Source organism: Pantoea sp. F_5 (genome assembly GCF_008631595.1).
GTDB lineage: Bacteria > Pseudomonadota > Gammaproteobacteria > Enterobacterales > Enterobacteriaceae > Pantoea > Pantoea gossypiicola.
In genome coordinates, this window is record NZ_VWUO01000009.1 from 203756 (window position 1) to 221067 (window position 17312).

Consider the following 17312-nt stretch of genomic DNA (forward strand, 5'->3'; position numbering starts at 1 on the left):
ATAAGCGTTTATCCTTGTCTATTCTTGTCTATACAATCAAGCAGACTAAGCAAGTGCCGTGCCAGACCGATCACAAAAATCGCATATGCGCCCGGCGCGGGTCGCGGGTTAAACGCGACGGAGAGAGTGCACCATCAGGATGCGCAGACTGCACCAGTGGGGCACGGCGTGCGCTACTGGATGTATATACATTCACGCAGTGAGACAGTAAACTTAAGAGACTTTCAGCATAAGGAACAGCAAATGGTCGAGCATACGGCACTGGCACAACTGGCGGCGGCAATGAGCGATGAACCCGCCCCGATCTATCAGCGGGTGAAGCAGGCCATCATCAGCCAGATCCGTGAAGGATTGTGGAAAGCGAATCAGCGTGTGCCATCAGAAAGTGAACTGGTGAATGAGCTGGGCGTCAGCCGCATGACCATTAACCGGGCGCTGCGCGAACTGACCAGCGAAGGTTTTCTGGTGCGGATGCAGGGCGTCGGCACCTTCGTGGCGGAGATGAAAGGCTATACCGCTATGCTGGAGGTGCATAACATCGCTGATGAGATCGCTCAGCGTGGTCATCAGCACAGCTGTAAAATTCTCGCCATCGGCCAGGACAAAGCCGATCCTGAGCAGGCCGCCGTGCTGGGGCTCACCACCGGACAGACGCTCTACCATTCGCTGATTGTGCATTACGAAAATGATCTGCCTGTGCAGCTTGAGGATCGACTGGTCAATCCGCTGGTCGCGCCCGACTACCTGACGCAGGATTATCAGCAGATGACGCCCTACACCTATCTGATGCGGGTCGCGCCGCTGACGGCAGGCGAGCACATTGTTGAAGCGGTGCTGCCCGATGCGCGTCAGCGTAAACATCTGTCGCTGGATGAACACGAACCCTGCCTGTTGATTCGCCGTCAGACCTGGAGCGACACAAAAATCGTCACCTATGCGCGACTGCTCTATCCCGGCTCACGCTACAAACTACTGGGGCGCTTCAGGGGACACGGTTAAGCCGGGTAAACAGCAGCCGGGCATCCAACCCGCATGGGCTGAGTTGTGTTTCTTCATCGACCCACCACGCGCCCCGTTGCGTGGTCAGCCTTCTCCCGTCAGCGGTCTGCCATGCGCCCGCCAGCACCCAGGCGACGCCGTGCAGACTACTGACCGGCGCGGTAACCACCTCCACCGTAGCCTGCCATTCACCGCGTCGGGTCATGATATTAAAATCTTCGCTGACGCTGCCCTGCAGCTGCGCGGTCAGGGCCAGTTCGCCGGTAAACGCCCAGGGCTGCTGCGGCATTAACCGATGCTCTGTGCCCGGCGCGGTAAGCAGGACCGGGTCACCGTGCAGCAGGGTGATGATCCGATCGATGCCCGGAAAGGCTGAGAAGGGGCCATCCTGTGCCAGGGTAGCAATGCTGGCGCGCCAGCTAAAGGATTCCGCACCGGGTGGAAAGCTGACAATTTCGCGGGTCTCGCCACCGCCGTTACGCCAGCGGCTGACCGCCAGGTCAGCGTAAGAGAAGCGGGCGATCATTGCAGTGCCGCCATGGCCTGACGGAAGCGTCTGGCACATGCCGCCTGATGCGGATGTACCCCGTCTTCAATCACCGCCTTACCTGCCACGTAGACGTCCCGAATCTGATCGCGCTGACCGGCAAACAGCCAGCGGTTCAGCAGCGCCTGAGATTCCACGCTGCCGAGCCACGCATCATCGCGCAGCACCAGCCAGTCGGCGCGTTGTCCCACCGCCAGCGTGCCCTGCTGAATGCCGCACGCCTGCGCACCGCCCGCCGCCGCCTGTTGCCAGAGCAAATCGCCGACCGACGGCTGGCCGGGCAGGGTAATCCGGTTGCGGCGCTGATCGCGCAGTCGCTGCGCATACTCCAGCCAGCGCAGCTCTTCCTGGGCGCTGAGCGAGACATGGCTGTCGGAGCCGATGCCCCAGCGTCCGCCCTGCGCGATATACTCCACCGCCGGGAAAATGCCGTCCCCGAGGTTGGCTTCGGTGGTCGGACAGAGACCCGCTACCGCGCCGCTTTGCGCGAGGCGCGACAGTTCGCTCTCATCCAGATGGGTGGCGTGGATCAGGCACCAGCGCGCATCCACGGCAAAGCGGTTCAGCAGCCAGGCCACCGGGCGTTCGCCGCTCCACGCCAGCGAGTCATTCACCTCTTTCTGCTGTTCAGCCACATGAATATGCACCGGCAGCGCCGGATCGCTGACCGCCAGCACCTCGTGCATCTGGCTTTCGCTCACTGCCCGCAGCGAATGGAAACAGAGACCACGGTTCAGCAGGGGCCGCCGCTGCTGCCACGTATCCAGCCGCGCCTGCTGTTGCAGGTAGTGTTCGGTCTGCTGAATAAAACGCTTCTGACCCGCCGCCGCTGGCTGACTGCCAAAGCCGCTGTAGCTGTAGAGCACCGGCAACATTGTCTGGCCGATACCGGCAATCTCCGCCGCTTCAATCAGCTGTTGCAGCATCGCGTCATCACTGTAGGGCGCGCCGCTGGGGTCGTGATGGAGATAGTGAAACTCTGCCACCTGGGTGTAGCCGCCTTTCAGCATCTCGATGTAGAGCAGGGCGGCAATATCACCCACCTGCTCTGGCGTCAGGCGCTGTACCATGCGGTACATCAGATCCCGCCAGGTCCAGAAGCTGTCCTGTGGATCGCCCGCCACTTCTGCCAGACCCGCCATCGCCCGCTGGAAGGCGTGCGAGTGCAGGTTGGCGATGGCCGGGATCACCTCGCCGTTGAGCCGGATAGCCTGATCCGCGTGGCTTTCCGGGGTAAGAGAGTCGATAAAACCGGCCTGATTGACTGTGATACGTACCTGCTGCTGCCAGCCCTCCGCCAGCAGTGCGCGCGGGGCAAAAAAAGTCGCCATGGTTGATCCTCATCGGATGTGGTTGTATATACATATACATACTTTGAGGCACAGTGTAAACGGCGGAGGCATGAGGCAGCGATGACAGAAGAGATGCGCGTAGAGGCGGTGTGGACGGGGGCCGACCTGGTCACCATGCGTGACGGAAAGTACCATCTGATCCCACAGGGCGCACTGGCGGTGCGGGCAGGCAGGCTGGTGTGGGTCGGGCCTGAAGCGGAGATGCCCGCCTTCGTTGCCGATCAACATCATCGTCTGCCTGGCGGTATCGTGACGCCAGGGCTGGTCGATTGTCATACCCATCTGGTGTTCGGCGGTGACCGCAGTCAGGAGTTTGAACAGCGGCTGAATGGCGTCAGCTACGCAGAGATTGCCGCGCAGGGCGGCGGCATTCTCTCCACCGTGCGCGCCACCCGCGCGGCGACTGAAGATGAGCTGGTGACCTCGGCCCGCTGGCGACTCGATCGCCTGCTGGCGGAGGGTGTCACCACCGTAGAGATAAAGTCCGGCTATGGTCTGGATGAAGAGAGCGAACTGCGGATGCTACGGGCGATTCGCCGGCTGGGAGAGAGCGTGGCCGCCGATGTCCACGCCACCTGCCTGGCTGCGCATGCCTTTCCGCCGGAGTTTAAGCATGACCCGGATGGCTGGGTCGATATCATCTGCGACCGTCTGCTGCCGCAGGTGAAGACGCTGGGGCTGGCGGATGCGGTGGATGCATTCTGCGAGCATCTCGCCTTTTCCCCGGAGCAGGTGGCGCGGGTGTTTGAACGGGCTGTCGCGCAGGGCTTACCGGTGAAGCTGCATGCGGAACAGCTTTCAGCGCTGGGCGGCGCTGCACTGGCCGCCCGCTATGGTGCGCTTTCGGCTGACCATCTTGAATATGCCACTGAAGAGGATGCCAGGGCGATGGCGCAGCATGGCACCGTGGCGGTGCTGCTGCCCGGTGCGTTTTATCTGCTGCGCGAAACCCAGCGCCCGCCGGTAGATCTTTTCCGCCGCCACGGCGTGCCGATGGCGCTGGCCAGCGATGCCAATCCTGGCACCTCGCCTGCGCTGTCGCTACGTCTGATGCTCAACATGGGCTGTACGCTGTTTGGTATGACGCCGGAAGAGGCGCTGGCGGGCGTCACCCTGTGGGGGGCAAAAGCGCTGGGGCTGGCGGAGAGTCACGGCTCGCTGGAGGCGGGGAAAGTGGCAAACTTCGTCCACTGGCCACTGGCTCGTCCGGCAGAACTGGTTTACTGGCTGGGTGGTGAACTGCCCTGTACCGTTATCTATCGTGGAGAACCGCAATGAATCCTTTCTATTTTTCCCAGGGCAGCCTGCCGCTGCTGGTCAGCATTCCCCACGCCGGTACTGAACTGACGCCTGAGGTGGACGCCGGATTGAGCGAGGCCGCGCGCGGCCTGCCCGACACCGACTGGCACATCCCGCTGCTGTATGATTTTGTGCGTGACCTCGGGGCCAGTGTGTTAATTGGCCGCTATTCCCGTTTTGTCGTCGATCTTAATCGTCCGCCTGACAACCAGCCGCTCTACACCACCGCGACCACCGGCCTGTTCCCGGAAACCCTGTTCGACGGCACGCCGACCTTTGCACCAAGCAAAACGCCCGATGCCACGGCGCGTCAGAGCTACATCGATCAAATCTGGCAGCCTTACCATCAGCAGATTCAGCAGGAACTGGCGCGGCTCAAACAGCAGCACGGCTATGCGCTGCTGTTTGACGCCCACTCCATCGCCAGTGAAATTCCCCGCCTGTTTGAGGGGCGTCTGCCCGATATCAACATCGGCACCAATGACGGCGCAAGCTGCACGCCTGAAATGAGCGCGGCCATAGAGGCGGTGTGCGCCGCACAGCACGACTACAGCTGGGTGCTCAACGGCCGCTTTAAAGGCGGTTACATCACTCGCGCTTATGGCCAGCCACAGCAGCAGATCGAGGCGGTTCAGCTGGAGCTGGCGCAGCTGAACTACATGGATGAAACCCCGCCTTATGCCTGGCAGCAGGTGCGTGCCGCCGAGTTACAAAAAGTGTTGAAGGCGATGATCCACACCATGCTGGCGCAGGCCAGGCCGTAATCAATCAGCGATGCGCCGCCCTGGTGCATCGCTGCGCTAATCGGGTGCAGGGGAGGGCAGCCTGTCTGGCTGCTCCCTTGCTTCCACCTCCATTCGTCACTTTTGCAGAGCTGGCATAACCTTTGCTTGGTTGTATGTACAAGTGCTGAAGCGCGTGCTTCATCTGAATAAATCCCGTCTGGCTCACAAAATGATAAAGCCGGCAATGAACTGCACTGCGTTAACTTGTATATACATGACATATCATCCTGTGAAATTTATGTTAAATATCGTCAGGGCGATCACCAGGCCGCTACTTTCAGGAGAACCGTATGACGCACCCTCTGACTCTTCGCCGTTTATGTCTCACTACGCTGGTTTCCAGTCTGCTGCTCTGTGGCGTCAGCGCCCAGGCTAAAGAGTGGAAGTCGATCACCATTGCCACTGAAGGCAGTTATGAACCCTGGAACCTCACCCTGCCGGGCGGCAAGCTGGGCGGTTTCGAGCCTGAGCTGATGGCGGATCTCTGCCAGCGCATGGCGATCCAGTGCAAGCTGGTGGTGCAGAACTGGGATGGCATGATCGCCGGACTGAATGCCGGAAAATATGATGTGATCATGGATGCGATTGTGATTACACCCGATCGCAAAAAAGTGGTGAATTTCACCCTACCGTACGCCTCCACGCCCGCCACCTTTATCACCGTGAAAGGGTCACTGCTGCCCGCCGACAGTCAGATCATCAAGCTCACCGACGATGCCAAAACCGTGGAGCCTGCCATCGCCCGGCTGAAAGCGGCGCTGAAGGGCAAAACGATCGGTATCGCCTCCGGCACGGTTTACACGCCGTTTATCGACAGGTACTTCAAAGATGTGGCGGATGTGCGTGAATACACCAGCTCAGCCGATGCAATCCTTGATTTGCAGGCCGGACGCATTGATGCGGTGTTTGACGATGTGACCTTTGCGCAGTCGATGCTGGCGCGATCGGATAACCGTAACCTCAGCTTCAGCGGTCCACAGCTGGGTGGTCCAATCTGGGGAGAGGGCGAGGCGTTGGGCGTGCGCATGGCAGACAACGATCTGAAAGCCCGGCTGGATCAGGCGATCAAAGCCGCGCTGGCCGACGGCACCGTCAAAAAGCTGAGCGAGAAGTGGTTCAAAACTGACGTCACACCCTGAGAGAGGTAACGGATGATAAGCCTGCTGAGTTTTGGCCCGGACGGATGGGGACGGTTGATTCTGAGTGCCACGCTGACCACGCTGCTGCTGTCGTTTGCCGCGCTGCTGGTTGGCGCAGTGGTGGGATCGGGCGTTGCCGCCGCGAAGTTATCCCCGCATCGGGCGGTGCGCGGGCTGGGGGAAGGTTACTCGGTGATCTTTCGTGGCATTCCTGAGCTGCTGGTGATCTACCTGTTCTACTTCGGCGGATCGGGGTTGATCACGCAGATCGGACAGCTGTTTGGCGCGGACGGCTTTATCGAAGCGCCGCCATTTCTGATCGGGGCGCTGGCTATCGGGCTTATCTCCGGCTCTTATCAGGCGGAAGTCTACCGCGCCGCACGGCTGGCACTGGCGAAAGGGGAGATTGAAGCCGCTGTCGCAATTGGCATGCCGCGCTGGCGCATCCGGCAACGCATTCTGCTGCCGCAGGTGGCGCGCTATGCGCTGCCCGGCCTGTCAAACGTCTGGCAGATGAGCCTGAAAGATTCGGCGCTGGTGTCGGTGACCGGCATTGTCGAGCTGATGCGGGCCAGCCAGATTGCGGCCGGTTCGACCCGTAACTACTTCTCCTTTTACCTGGTGGGCGGAGCCTGTTACCTGCTGCTGACGCTGCTGTCGAACCGCGCCTTTCTGCGCGCCGAATCCCGTCTTGGTCGCGCCTGGCAAGGCCGCACCGCTGCGCAGCACTAAGGAGACTTATGATCGATTTTGCGTTCCTCACTGACACCTTCCTTAAACTCAGCGCCGCACTGCCGGTCACGCTAGGCCTGTTTATTAGTGCGTTTCTTTGCGGAGGCGTGCTGGCGGTGGGTATTCTGGCGCTGCGCATGAGCCGCTGGCGAGTACTGAGTGCGTTTGCCCGTGGCTACATCCTGGTATTTCGCGGCTCGCCGCTGATGATTCAGCTTTTCCTGATCTACTACGGTCTGGGGCAGTTTGGTGTGATCCGTCATAGTCTCTTCTGGCCGTTCCTGCGAGAGCCTTTTACCTGTGCAGTGCTGGCACTGTCGCTCTGTACCGCTGCCTACACTGCGGAGATCCTGCGCGGTGCGCTGCTGGCGGTGCCGCCCGGTCAGGTGGAGGCGGGAATGGCGTGCGGTATGTCGCGCGGGCTGCTGCTGCGACGGATTATCGCGCCGGTGATGCTGCGTTACGCGCTGCCCGCGTACTCCACCGAAGCGATTCTGCTGGTGAAATCGACCGCGCTGGCCAGCCTGGTGACGGTCTGGGATGTCACCGGCGTGGCGCAGCAGATCATTCAGCGCACCTACCGCACCATGGAGGTGTTTCTCTGCGCGGCGGCGATCTACCTGATCCTCAACTTCATTATTGTTCAACTCTACGCCCTGCTGGAGCGGCGTCTGACGCCGGTACATAAACCGGAAAAAAAGCCGTTACTGACCGCTAAGCCGATTACCGGAGGAGAGAAAAATGTCTGAACTGCAACCCGTCACGCTGTCGGCCAGCGATATCCATAAATCTTTTGGTGCTATGGAGGTGCTGAAAGGCATCTCGCTGCAGGCGCACAAGGGCGATGTCATCTCCATTCTCGGTGCCAGCGGCTCGGGCAAAAGTACGCTGCTGCGCTGCATTAACCTGCTGGAAACGCCCGATTCCGGCGTGGTCAGCGTCGGCGGTGAAACCATAGAGATGAAGCGCCATGCACGCGGGCATCAGCTGGCCGCCAATCCGCGTCAGATTGAACGGTTGCGTTCCCGTCTGGGGATGGTGTTTCAGAGCTTTAATCTCTGGTCACACCTCACCGTGCTGCAAAATGTCATTGAAGGGCCGCACTATGTGCTGAAGCGCGATAAAAAAGCCTGTATCGCCCAGGCGGAGCAGCTGCTGGATCGGGTTGGCCTGCTGAACCGCAAAGATTTCTATCCCGCTCAGCTTTCGGGCGGTCAGCAGCAGCGGGTGGCGATTGCCCGCGCACTGGCAATGGATCCGGAGGTAATGCTGTTTGATGAGCCGACGTCAGCACTGGACCCGGAACTGGTGGGCGAGGTGCTGAAGGTAATGCGCAGCCTGGCGGAAGAGGGGCGCACCATGCTGGTAGTCACTCATGAAATGGGCTTTGCCCGCAATGTCTCTAACCGGGTGGTGTTTATGCATCAGGGCACGATTGACTGTCAGGGCACGCCAGAGGCGATGTTCGGCGAGGCGGGATCGACGCGCTTTAAGCAGTTCATCTCCAGTCACCATCAGGTGGAACCGGTGGTATGAGTGACGTGACGAAGCAGACGCAGGTCTGGGGCGATGGTCCGCTCAAATGGCAGGAACTGGTACAGGTTGCCCGGCACGGTGCCACCCTGACGCTGAGCGACAGTGCCTGGCAGCGAATCGCTCAAAGCCGTGAAATTGTCGGCAACATCGTGGCGGCGGGGCAGGTGGCGTACGGCATCAATACCGGGCTGGGGGCGCTCTGCAATATTACGCTGTCTGAAGATGAGCTGGGCCAGCTGTCGCGCAATACTCTGATGAGCCACGCCTGTGGCGTCGGACCGGTGCTGAAAAAAGCGGAGGTGCGCGCCATTCTGTGCGCCGCGATTGCTAACTACAGCCACGGCAAATCGGGTGTGTCAGTGGCGCTGGTACAGCAGCTGCTGGCGCTGCTAAATCAGCAGATTACGCCACAGGTGCCGTCGCAGGGATCGGTGGGGTATCTGACCCACATGGCGCATATCGGCCTGGCGCTGATTGGCATCGGCGAGGTGGAGTGGCGTGGCGAAATCATGCCCGCGCAGCTGGCGCTGGTACAGGCGGGGTTAGCCCCTTACCGGCCTGGCGCAAAAGAGGGGCTGAGTCTGGTTAACGGCACGCCCTGCATGACCGGCTTAGTCTGTCTGGCGCTGGACGATGCTGAGCGTCTGCTGGACTGGGCAGATGTTACCGGCGCGATGAGCTTTGAAGCACTGCGCGGACAGCGGGTGGCGTTTGACCCTGAGGTGCTGGCACTCAAGGCCAGTCCGGGAATTCAGCGCAGCGGCGAACGTCTTCGCCAGTTGTTATGTGACAGCCCGCTGCTGAACGCGAGCGTCGGCATCCGGACTCAGGATGCACTGAGTCTGCGGTCAATGCCGCAGGTGCACGGTGCCTGCCGCGATCAGTTCGACCATGCCGCCCGTCAGGTGAAGACCGAACTCAACGCCTGTACCGACAATCCGCTGATTCTGGGCACCCCACAGGCCTGGCGCGTGGTGTCGCAGTCACATCCGCACGGTGAGTCGGTGGCCATGGCCTGCGACCTGCTGGCGATTGCGCTGGCGGAGCTGGGCAGTATCGCCGAGCGACGGCTGGATCGGCTGGTGAATCCGCTGGTCAGCGGCCTGCCGCCGTTTCTGGTGGCGGAGCCCGGCGTCAATTCCGGCATGATGATTGCGCAATATGTGGCGGCATCACTCTGCGCGGAAAACCGTCAGCTGGCGCAGCCTGCGGTGCTCGACAACTATGTGACGTCGGGATTGCAGGAGGATCATCTGAGCCTTGGCACCGGATCAGCGTTGAAACTGCTGAAGCTGGTCAGCAATGTTGATCACATTATTGCCATTGAGTACCTGCTGGCGGCACAGGCGCTGGAATTTCACGGTGAGTCACAGCTGGCAGCGGGCACACGGCGCGCCTGGCAGCTGTTGCGGCAGGTGGTTGAGCGCTGGCAGCAGGATCGCTGGCTGGCTCCCGACATCGCCCGCGCGGTGGCGCAGATTAAAGCGCACCGGGCCGATGCGCTTTTGGAGTGAGATTAGCTGCGGCGGGCGTCCGGACGGACTAAATCAAAGCGCTGCGCTTCACTGATCCCGTAATAGGCGCTGGGTCCGCCCGCCCGCAAAATCGGCTCGGTTTTGGCGGTCTGATAGATGCCCTCTTCAAGCAGCGATTCATCAATGTGTATCGCCACCGCTTCGCCCATCACCAGCCAGCTGTCGAGCAGGTTACCGCTGGCATCCTGCAACTGAATCAGCTGCGTCAGCCGGCACTCGAAGTTGACCGGGCTCTCTGCCACCAGGCTGGCGCTGACCTGTGAAGCGGCCAGCGGCGTGAGTCCCGCAAAGGCGAATTCATCCTGATCGGCTGGCAGCGAGGCAGAACTTTCGTTCATCGCTTCGGCCAGCGGACGGGTTGCCAGGTTCCAGACAAACTCTTTGGTCTCTGCAATATTCCGCACGCTGTCTTTCCAGCCGCTGCTGGCGAAACCGATAATCGGCGGATGATAGTTGAAGCAGTTAAAGAAGCTGTAAGGGGCCAGATTGCGCTGACCGCTGGCGCTGACAGAGCTAATCCAGCCAATCGGGCGCGGCCCGATGATGGCGTTTAGCGGATCGTGCGGCAATCCGTGACCAGCACGGGGTTGATAGGAATAGCGTTTATGGCTCATAACGTCTCCGGCAGGGGATTTTATTTATCTTAGCCCGACAGCATCACCCGACGGAATCGGAAAGAGGTAAGCGGATGGTGCGGGTTTATTTTCCGCCGCCTACAGCGTATTGTACGCGCGCCTGAATAATTGAGAGAACGTATGAAAAAGTCAGCCAGCACGTCGCCCTTCCACGCCCGCAATCGCCATCAGGGCGAATACGATTTTGCCGCACTAACCGCTGCCCATCCGCCGCTGGCGGCGAAAGTCCGGCCTAACGGTTATGGCGTGCAGTCCGTGGATTTCGCGGACCCGGAGGCGGTGATGCTGCTGAACCAGGCGCTCATCAAACTCTTTTATGACATCGACTGGCAACTGGCGCCCGGCTCACTCTGCCCGCCTGTGCCAGGACGTGCCGATTATCTGCACTATCTGGCCGATCTGCTGGCGCTGGACAACAACGGCGCGATCCCGGCGGCGGACGTGCTGGATGTTGGCTGCGGCGCAAACTGTATCTATCCGCTGATTGGGGCGGCGGAATATGGCTGGCGCTTTACCGGTACCGAAATTGATGAAGCCGCCATCAAAGCCGCTAACCGCATTGTCGCAGCCAATCCGCGCCTGACGCGTCAGATCCGTCTGCGTCGTCAGAAAAACAGCGATGCGGTGCTGGCGGGTGTGGTCAGCAAAAATGAATTTTTCAGCGCGGTGATGTGTAACCCGCCGTTCCACGCGTCGGCGGAAGAGGCCGCATCGGGTTCACAGCGTAAGGTGCGCAATCTTGGACTCGATAAAAGTGCGCCGCTTAACTTTGGCGGGCAGCACAATGAGCTGTGGTATCCCGGTGGCGAAAAGGCGTTCATCGGCAAAATGATCGCCGAGAGCGTGGCGTTTGGTCGCCAGATTGGCTGGTTTACCTCACTGGTGTCGCGCAAAGAGAATTTACCGGCGCTGGAGAAACAGCTGCAGACGCTCGACGTCGCCGAGGTGCGGGTGGTCAATATGGCGCAGGGTCAGAAGCAGAGCCGCTTCCTGGCGTGGAGTTTTATGCCTGCCGCCCAGCGCAGCAAGCTGCTGAGTCGCCTGGGGAACTGAGGCATCTCATTACGCAGGTAACAGGAATCTCTCTGCTGAGAAAAAAGGACGGGCTGCGATGCGGCCGTTTCAGACTGCTGACAAACCCAATCAGGGTTGCTCAGGCAGCAACACATTAGCTAATAGCGCAGGGAACACGGGCAGAGGAGGAAAGCGTCCCGCGCCATGGACGGCGCGGGCCGAGCGACCAGGGATGGTTTAAGCGACTTTCCGATCTGCCCGTGTTCCCTTCGCAGGGTCGGTCTCACAGCTGGGCAGGGCAGACTTTGCCAACAATCAAAACGGGCCGCTAAGCGGCCCGTTTTGATCAGGAGACGTGCTGCAGGAATTCGCGCAGACGTTCGCTGGGGGGATTGCTGATCAGGCTGTCGGGATCGCCATCTTCCGCAATCCGGCCTTTGTCGATAAAGATCAGACGCGAGGCGACCTTCTGTGCGAAGCCGACTTCGTGCGTCACAATCACCATCGTCATGCCTTCTTCCGCCAGATCCTGCATCACTTTCAGGACTTCGTGACGCAGCTCCGGGTCCAGCGCTGAGGTTGGCTCATCAAACAGCATCATCTTCGGCTTCACCGCCAGCGCGCGGGCGATCGCCACGCGCTGCTGCTGGCCACCCGACAGTTCAGATGGGAAATGATGCGCACGCTCAGCGAGGCCCACTTTACCCAGCAGCTCTCGCGCCAGCTGGCGTGCGGCTTCTTTGCTGGCACCGCGCACCCGGATCGGACCAAAGGCGACGTTGTCCAGCGCACTCATCTGTGGGAACAGATGAAACTGCTGAAACACCATACCGGCTTCCTGGCGGATCAGACGGTCATCAACTTTCGGGTCATTGACGCGCAGGCCATCAACAATCAGCTCGCCGCTGGTGATCTCTTCCAGCTTGTTAATGCAGCGCAGCAGAGTCGATTTACCGGAACCGGATGGGCCGATAATGACCACCACTTCACCCTGGTTAATCTTCAGATCGATATTGTGCAGCACCTGGGTCTGGCCAAAATGCTTGGAGACATCTTTAAATTCAATCACAGGATTTTCACCCTTTTCTCAATGCGGCGCAGCACAAAGCTCAACACCAGCGTAATCACCAGATAGATGATCGCGACGGCGCTCCAGATTTCCAGAGCGCGGAAGTTACCGGCAATAATCTCCTGACCCTGACGTGTCAGTTCAGCCACGCCGATAACGATAAACAGTGAGGTATCTTTGATGCTGACAATCCACTGGTTGCCCAGCGGCGGCAGCATACGACGCAGTGCCAGCGGCATAATGACGTAGCGCAGCGTCTCGCGGCTCGACAGGCCAAGTGCCAGTCCGGCTTCACGGAATCCCTTGTTGATCGACAGCACGGCACCACGGGTAATCTCGGCAATATACGCGCCAGAGTTAATCATGATGGTCACCACTGCGGCGGTGAAAGGATCAATACGCAGGTCAGGGAATGCCATCGGCAGCGCAAAGTAAATAAACATCACCTGCACCACGATAGGGGTGCCGCGGATAATCTCGATAAACACCAGTGCGATGTTATTGGTGATCCAGCCACCGTAAGCGCGGGCAAAACCGGCCACCAGCCCGATAAACAGGCCGCCAACCAGGCCAATGATTGAGATAATTAAGGTCAGTTTGGCGCCTTCGAGCAGCGCTGGCATGGCGGGCCAGATGACGCTCCAGTCAAACTCCATGGTGTCACTCCAGATATGTTGCGATGGAAAAAAGCAGGGAAAAAGTTTCCCTGCTGAAATCAGATAACGGGCAAATTATTATTTAGGTTCGGTGCCAAACCATTTTTTATAAAGCGTGTTGTAGGTGCCGTTCTCTTTCAGGGTTTTCAGTGCGCCGTTTACTTTCTCACGCAAATCGTCGCTGCCTTTCGGGAACGCGATACCATATTGCTGCGCTTCAATCGAATCGCCTACCGCCTTAAAGCGGCCTTTACCGGCGGTGTGGATGAAGTACAGGATGTTTGGCGTGTCATGCAGCACGGCATCCGCACGGTTGGTGCCCAGCTCCATGTAGGCGCTATCAATGTTAGGGAACTGACGCAGATCTTTCGATTTGATGTTGGCTTTAGCGTACTCCACAGAGCCGGTGCCGCTTTTCACCGCGACGACTTTGCCGTTCAGATCGCTGATACCCTTGATGTCGTTTTCATTGTTACGCACCATCACCTGCAGACCGCTTTTGTAATAGCCATCAGAGAACTCGATCGCCTTTTTGCGTTCTTCAGTAATGGTGATACCCGCCAGTGCCAGATCGACATTGCGCGTTTGCAGTGCAGGGATAATGCCGCTGAAGTCCATTGGCTTCAGGGTGTAATCGAGCTTGAGCTCTTTCGCAATGGCATCCCACAGATCCACATCAAAGCCGACATACTTGTCACCCTGTTTGAATTCAAACGGAACAAAGGCGGTGTCGGTAGCAACGACCAGCTTCTTTTCTGCTGCTGTGGAGGAGAGGGAGAAGGCCAGCGCCAGCGCGGCCACAGAAACTTTTAACAGTGACTTCATCATTTTTCCTTTTTTTACTACCAGGCGGCAGGGCCTGCGTTTGCGGCTTGTCATATGAAAGAATTATGCCAACTTTGCAAAATCCGCGAAATCGGAAAGTTAAATAACACAGCTGACACGATTTTGCAGTTAATTCTGTCATTGCACCCTGTTGGCGCTCAACTTTGGTGCAGATAACTTTTTTGGTGCAAGCGGTAGTGTGCCTCAGATGTTAAGGCTGTGAAGCGGGGGAGGGAAGAACTGTTAACAGGGTCATAAAATTGCGAGAACAAAGACGTAAAAAAGGCGGGTTTCCCCGCCTGATTGAGTATATTACGTGTTATTCGATATTGGCTTCGATAAACCACAGGAACTTGTCCAGATCACGCGATGCCGCAGTGAAGATGTCAGCGGTATCTTCGTCTTTCACTTCAGAAATGGCTTTACGGGTATCATTAGCAACAACGCTGTAGCGGTCTGCCAGGGCTTTCAGGTGATCCTGAACGCTATGGATATTCAGCGGATAGCTTTTCAGCGGAGTCGTGTCATTCACAACCTGCGTGGTGCCCAGCGCCACACCGCCCAGCTGAACGACACGCTCAGCAATGGTGTCCTGATGGTCAGTAATCGTGGTGCGGAAGCCATCCAGCATCTCATGCACACCGATGAAATTTGCACCGCGCATGTTCCAGTGCGCCTGCTTAGTGATCAATGACAGGTCAATAAACTCGACTACTAGACGGTTCAACACCGCGATGGTGGCTTTCTTCTCATCTTCGGCCACATCATTGCGGGTATAAATCAGGTCAGAAGATTTCGTTTTAACCAATTTAGCGGTACTCATCGTTTCAGTCCTCTCTTTGATGGTTGTCCTAATCAAGTACCGAATAAGTATAGCAGCGCTTTTCAGCTTTGCAGAAACGACTTTGACGATGGATGAAATAGCGCGCGTCTTTATTAAAAGCAGGACAGTGCGGGTAAGGTTAAAGCTATGTTAAAATATGGCCATTAATAAATAGCCATTTAAATCATAAAGTTATACTAAGTTGTAAATATCAGGTAAGTGACTGTTTCAAAATAGGATGAACCGTAAAGCGCAGCGGTTAAGAATAATTCTCATGCTGAGCATGATTGTTATTTCGCCCGCCAGCATGGCGGGCTGAAATCGCTTATTTATGCCTGTTGTCTGATAATTCAATGCTGCTTAACTGACTCTTTTTCGGACGCATAGTCAGTGTTGAACCTGCTGAGGCGATGATGATGGCCAGCAGCGCCAGCCACTGAAGCCCGGTCAGCGTTTCTCCCAGAAACAGCATGCCGGAAAAGGCGGCCATGGCGGGTTCAAGACTCATCAATGTACCGAAAATGCGCGCCGGTAAGCGGGTGAGGGCGATCATCTCCAGTGAATAGGGAATGGCGCTGGAGAGCAGCGCGACCAGCAACGCGATCGGCATAACGGCCCATGTCCAGATGCCGCTTTCGGCGAATGTCAGCCCCAGAGGCACAAAAATGACTGAGGCAATCAGCGAACCGATGGCCACGGTTGCGGGGCCATGTTCTGCGCCTGCCCGTTGTCCCGCCAGGATATAGATCGCCCAGCAGGCACCCGCACCCACTGCCAGCGCTGCGCCCAGCGGGTCAATCGCGGTCATGTCCGTACCAAAAGGCAGCAGGAACCACAGGCCAATTACCGCCAGCAACACCCAGACAAAATCCAGTGGCCGCCGCGATCCAAACAGCGCCAGCGCCAGCGGGCCGGTAAATTCCAGTCCCACTGCCACGCCCAGTGGCACGGTACGAATCGCCAGATAGAACGTAAAATTCATGGTGCCCAGAGCCAGTCCATACATCAGGAGGGGCAGACGCTGCTCCCGGCTGAAGCGTAAACGCCAGGGCTTGAAAATGACGCAGAGGATCAGGGTGCCAAAGCCCAGGCGCAGTGCAGTAATCCCGGTGGCACCTACTGAGGGAAACAGGCTTTTTGCCAGTGAAGCGCCGCCCTGCAGCGACAGCATCGCAATCAGTAGCACGGCAATAGGCATAACTATCGGGGCAAGATTTTTGGAAGCGGGAGAGGCAGACATCCTGTGTACTTTTCCTGGCCATTAACGTAATGAGGCAGCCAGTGTAAAGGAAATAGCGAGCAAAGAATTACGAAATCGCGTTTTATATTTGACTTAACTGAGCAAGTTTTGGCCAGAATCAGGGCCATTTAGGTAAAGAAATGTCAGGATTTTTTAGGATTTAACTTAAAGCATGAAATGAGCACAAAATGATTATTGCAGAAAGATGACGGATTTTATAAGAAAAATGAATGACATAGGATGTCACATTAACTTCCTGTTACACCAAACTTTCTGTTAGACAACAAAATCCGGGCAGAGTTTCTCGCTATTTTTTGTTATATTTTCAGCGTTGTCAGGAGAGAAGTATTTTCACATTTGAGGTGGTTATGAAAAAAATTGCATGTCTTTCAGCATTAGCCTGTGTACTGGCAGTATCTGCAGGTTCAGCAATGGCACAGAGCACCGTAACTGGTGGCTATGCTCAGAGCGACTATCAGGGCGTGGCTAACAAAGCTAACGGCTTCAACCTGAAATACCGCTACGAAGACGGTTCTAACCCACTGGGTTGGATCGGTTCATTCACCTACACTGAAAAAGATCGTACCGAAGCTGGCATCTACAATAAAGGCCAGTACTACGGTGTGACCGGTGGTCCTGCTTACCGTCTGAACGACTGGGCGAGCATCTACGGTGTTGTGGGTATCGGCTACGGTAAATTCCAGCAGAACGATACCGCATCACGCGCTAAAACTGATTCAAGCGACGTAGGCTTCTCCTACGGTGCAGGTCTGCAGTTTAACCCAATTCAGGACGTTGCGCTGGACGTGGGCTACGAGCAGAGCCGCATCCGCAATGTTGACGTTGGCACCTGGATTGCCGGCGTAGGTTACAGCTTCTAAGTTTAGCTTAGCTGACCTGCAAAAAAACGGCCCCTTGTGGGCCGTTTTTTATTGCCAACTTAAAACCACGTCCTATGGACGTGGTTATCGCCTCGGTTCTGGCTCTGCCTGTAAAGACCTGCCCATGTCAAACTCCTCATCTGTTGTCCCCACAACTGATAAGGAAATTCAACATGAGCAGATTTCAAAAAGCTTCCCACGTGCTGTGGCATTGTCAATACCATATAGTCTGGACGCCAAAGTGT

The 17312-nt window shown here is 57.6% G+C and carries 18 protein-coding genes; 10 read left to right on the forward strand and 8 right to left on the reverse strand.

Annotated elements, in window-relative coordinates; genetic code table 11:
- The first annotated feature begins 243 nt into the window (after nt 1-243).
- The gene (hutC, locus tag F3I44_RS14155; protein WP_150012119.1) at nt 244-999 is read left to right on the forward strand and encodes a histidine utilization repressor; all 756 of its coding nucleotides are present in this window, start codon (nt 244-246) and stop codon (nt 997-999) included.
- On the opposite strand, the gene F3I44_RS14160 is transcribed toward hutC, so the two are convergent.
- Nucleotides 983-1525 (reverse strand): HutD family protein, encoded by a 543-nt coding sequence (locus F3I44_RS14160; RefSeq protein ID WP_150012417.1) that lies wholly within the window; start codon nt 1523-1525, stop codon nt 983-985. The two genes, hutC and F3I44_RS14160, sit on opposite strands and share 17 nt — an antisense overlap.
- Nucleotides 1522-2877 (reverse strand): formimidoylglutamate deiminase, encoded by a 1356-nt coding sequence (locus F3I44_RS14165; protein WP_150012117.1) that lies wholly within the window; start codon nt 2875-2877, stop codon nt 1522-1524. The genes F3I44_RS14160 and F3I44_RS14165 overlap by 4 nt, the downstream gene beginning before the upstream one ends.
- 81 nt (nt 2878-2958) lie before the next feature.
- Between F3I44_RS14165 and hutI the strand changes: the two genes are divergently transcribed.
- The 7 genes from hutI (at nt 2959) to hutH (ending at nt 9903) form a co-directional block, all read left to right on the forward strand.
- Nucleotides 2959-4176: an imidazolonepropionase gene (gene hutI / locus F3I44_RS14170; protein WP_150012115.1), complete on the forward strand. Its 1218-nt coding sequence runs from the start codon at nt 2959-2961 to the stop codon at nt 4174-4176.
- A complete protein-coding gene (gene hutG / locus F3I44_RS14175) occupies nt 4173-4961 on the forward strand; it encodes an N-formylglutamate deformylase (RefSeq protein ID WP_150012113.1) in 789 nt (262 codons plus the stop codon). Before hutI ends, hutG begins: the two co-directional genes overlap by 4 nt.
- Before the next feature lie 311 nt (nt 4962-5272).
- Complete coding sequence (locus F3I44_RS14180; RefSeq protein ID WP_150019445.1) at nt 5273-6121, forward strand: transporter substrate-binding domain-containing protein; 849 nt, start codon at nt 5273-5275, stop codon at nt 6119-6121.
- Between the two features lie 12 nt (nt 6122-6133).
- Nucleotides 6134-6853: an ABC transporter permease gene (locus tag F3I44_RS14185; protein WP_150012109.1), complete on the forward strand. Its 720-nt coding sequence runs from the start codon at nt 6134-6136 to the stop codon at nt 6851-6853.
- An 8-nt stretch (nt 6854-6861) separates the two neighbouring features.
- On the forward strand, nt 6862-7602 hold the full coding sequence (locus tag F3I44_RS14190; protein WP_033731964.1) for an ABC transporter permease: 741 nt from the start codon (nt 6862-6864) through the stop codon (nt 7600-7602).
- Nucleotides 7595-8389 (forward strand): ABC transporter ATP-binding protein, encoded by a 795-nt coding sequence (locus tag F3I44_RS14195; RefSeq protein ID WP_013357244.1) that lies wholly within the window; start codon nt 7595-7597, stop codon nt 8387-8389. Before F3I44_RS14190 ends, F3I44_RS14195 begins: the two co-directional genes overlap by 8 nt.
- Nucleotides 8386-9903, forward strand: a complete 1518-nt coding sequence (gene hutH / locus F3I44_RS14200; RefSeq protein WP_150019446.1) for a histidine ammonia-lyase — start codon at nt 8386-8388, stop codon at nt 9901-9903. Before F3I44_RS14195 ends, hutH begins: the two co-directional genes overlap by 4 nt.
- Before the next feature lie 2 nt (nt 9904-9905).
- Here the strand turns inward: hutH and F3I44_RS14205 are convergent, their stop codons facing one another.
- Nucleotides 9906-10538: a flavin reductase family protein gene (locus F3I44_RS14205; protein WP_150012105.1), complete on the reverse strand. Its 633-nt coding sequence runs from the start codon at nt 10536-10538 to the stop codon at nt 9906-9908.
- A 141-nt stretch (nt 10539-10679) separates the two neighbouring features.
- On the opposite strand from F3I44_RS14205, the gene rlmF reads away from it, so the two are divergent.
- Nucleotides 10680-11612 (forward strand): 23S rRNA (adenine(1618)-N(6))-methyltransferase RlmF, encoded by a 933-nt coding sequence (gene rlmF / locus F3I44_RS14210; protein ID WP_150012103.1) that lies wholly within the window; start codon nt 10680-10682, stop codon nt 11610-11612.
- Between the two features lie 307 nt (nt 11613-11919).
- Here rlmF and glnQ read toward each other — a convergent pair whose 3' ends face one another.
- The 5 genes from glnQ to rhtA form a co-directional block, all read right to left on the reverse strand.
- Nucleotides 11920-12642, reverse strand: coding sequence for a glutamine ABC transporter ATP-binding protein GlnQ (gene glnQ / locus F3I44_RS14215; RefSeq protein ID WP_010254327.1), 723 nt, complete (start codon nt 12640-12642; stop codon nt 11920-11922).
- The gene (gene glnP, locus F3I44_RS14220; protein WP_013357248.1) at nt 12639-13298 is read right to left on the reverse strand and encodes a glutamine ABC transporter permease GlnP; all 660 of its coding nucleotides are present in this window, start codon (nt 13296-13298) and stop codon (nt 12639-12641) included. Before glnP ends, glnQ begins: the two co-directional genes overlap by 4 nt.
- 78 nt (nt 13299-13376) lie before the next feature.
- On the reverse strand, nt 13377-14123 hold the full coding sequence (gene glnH, locus F3I44_RS14225; RefSeq protein WP_090962721.1) for a glutamine ABC transporter substrate-binding protein GlnH: 747 nt from the start codon (nt 14121-14123) through the stop codon (nt 13377-13379).
- 319 nt (nt 14124-14442) lie between these two features.
- Nucleotides 14443-14946 carry a DNA starvation/stationary phase protection protein Dps gene (gene dps / locus F3I44_RS14230; protein WP_033731968.1) on the reverse strand — a complete coding sequence of 168 codons (504 nt, stop codon included), beginning with the start codon at nt 14944-14946 and terminating at the stop codon, nt 14443-14445.
- 325 nt (nt 14947-15271) lie between these two features.
- Nucleotides 15272-16186: a threonine/homoserine exporter RhtA gene (gene rhtA, locus F3I44_RS14235; protein ID WP_150012101.1), complete on the reverse strand. Its 915-nt coding sequence runs from the start codon at nt 16184-16186 to the stop codon at nt 15272-15274.
- Nucleotides 16187-16554: 368 nt separating this feature from the next.
- Here rhtA and ompX point away from each other — a divergent pair, with 368 nt between their 5' ends.
- Nucleotides 16555-17067: an outer membrane protein OmpX gene (ompX, locus tag F3I44_RS14240; protein WP_150012099.1), complete on the forward strand. Its 513-nt coding sequence runs from the start codon at nt 16555-16557 to the stop codon at nt 17065-17067.
- Nucleotides 17068-17312 lie beyond the last annotated feature (245 nt).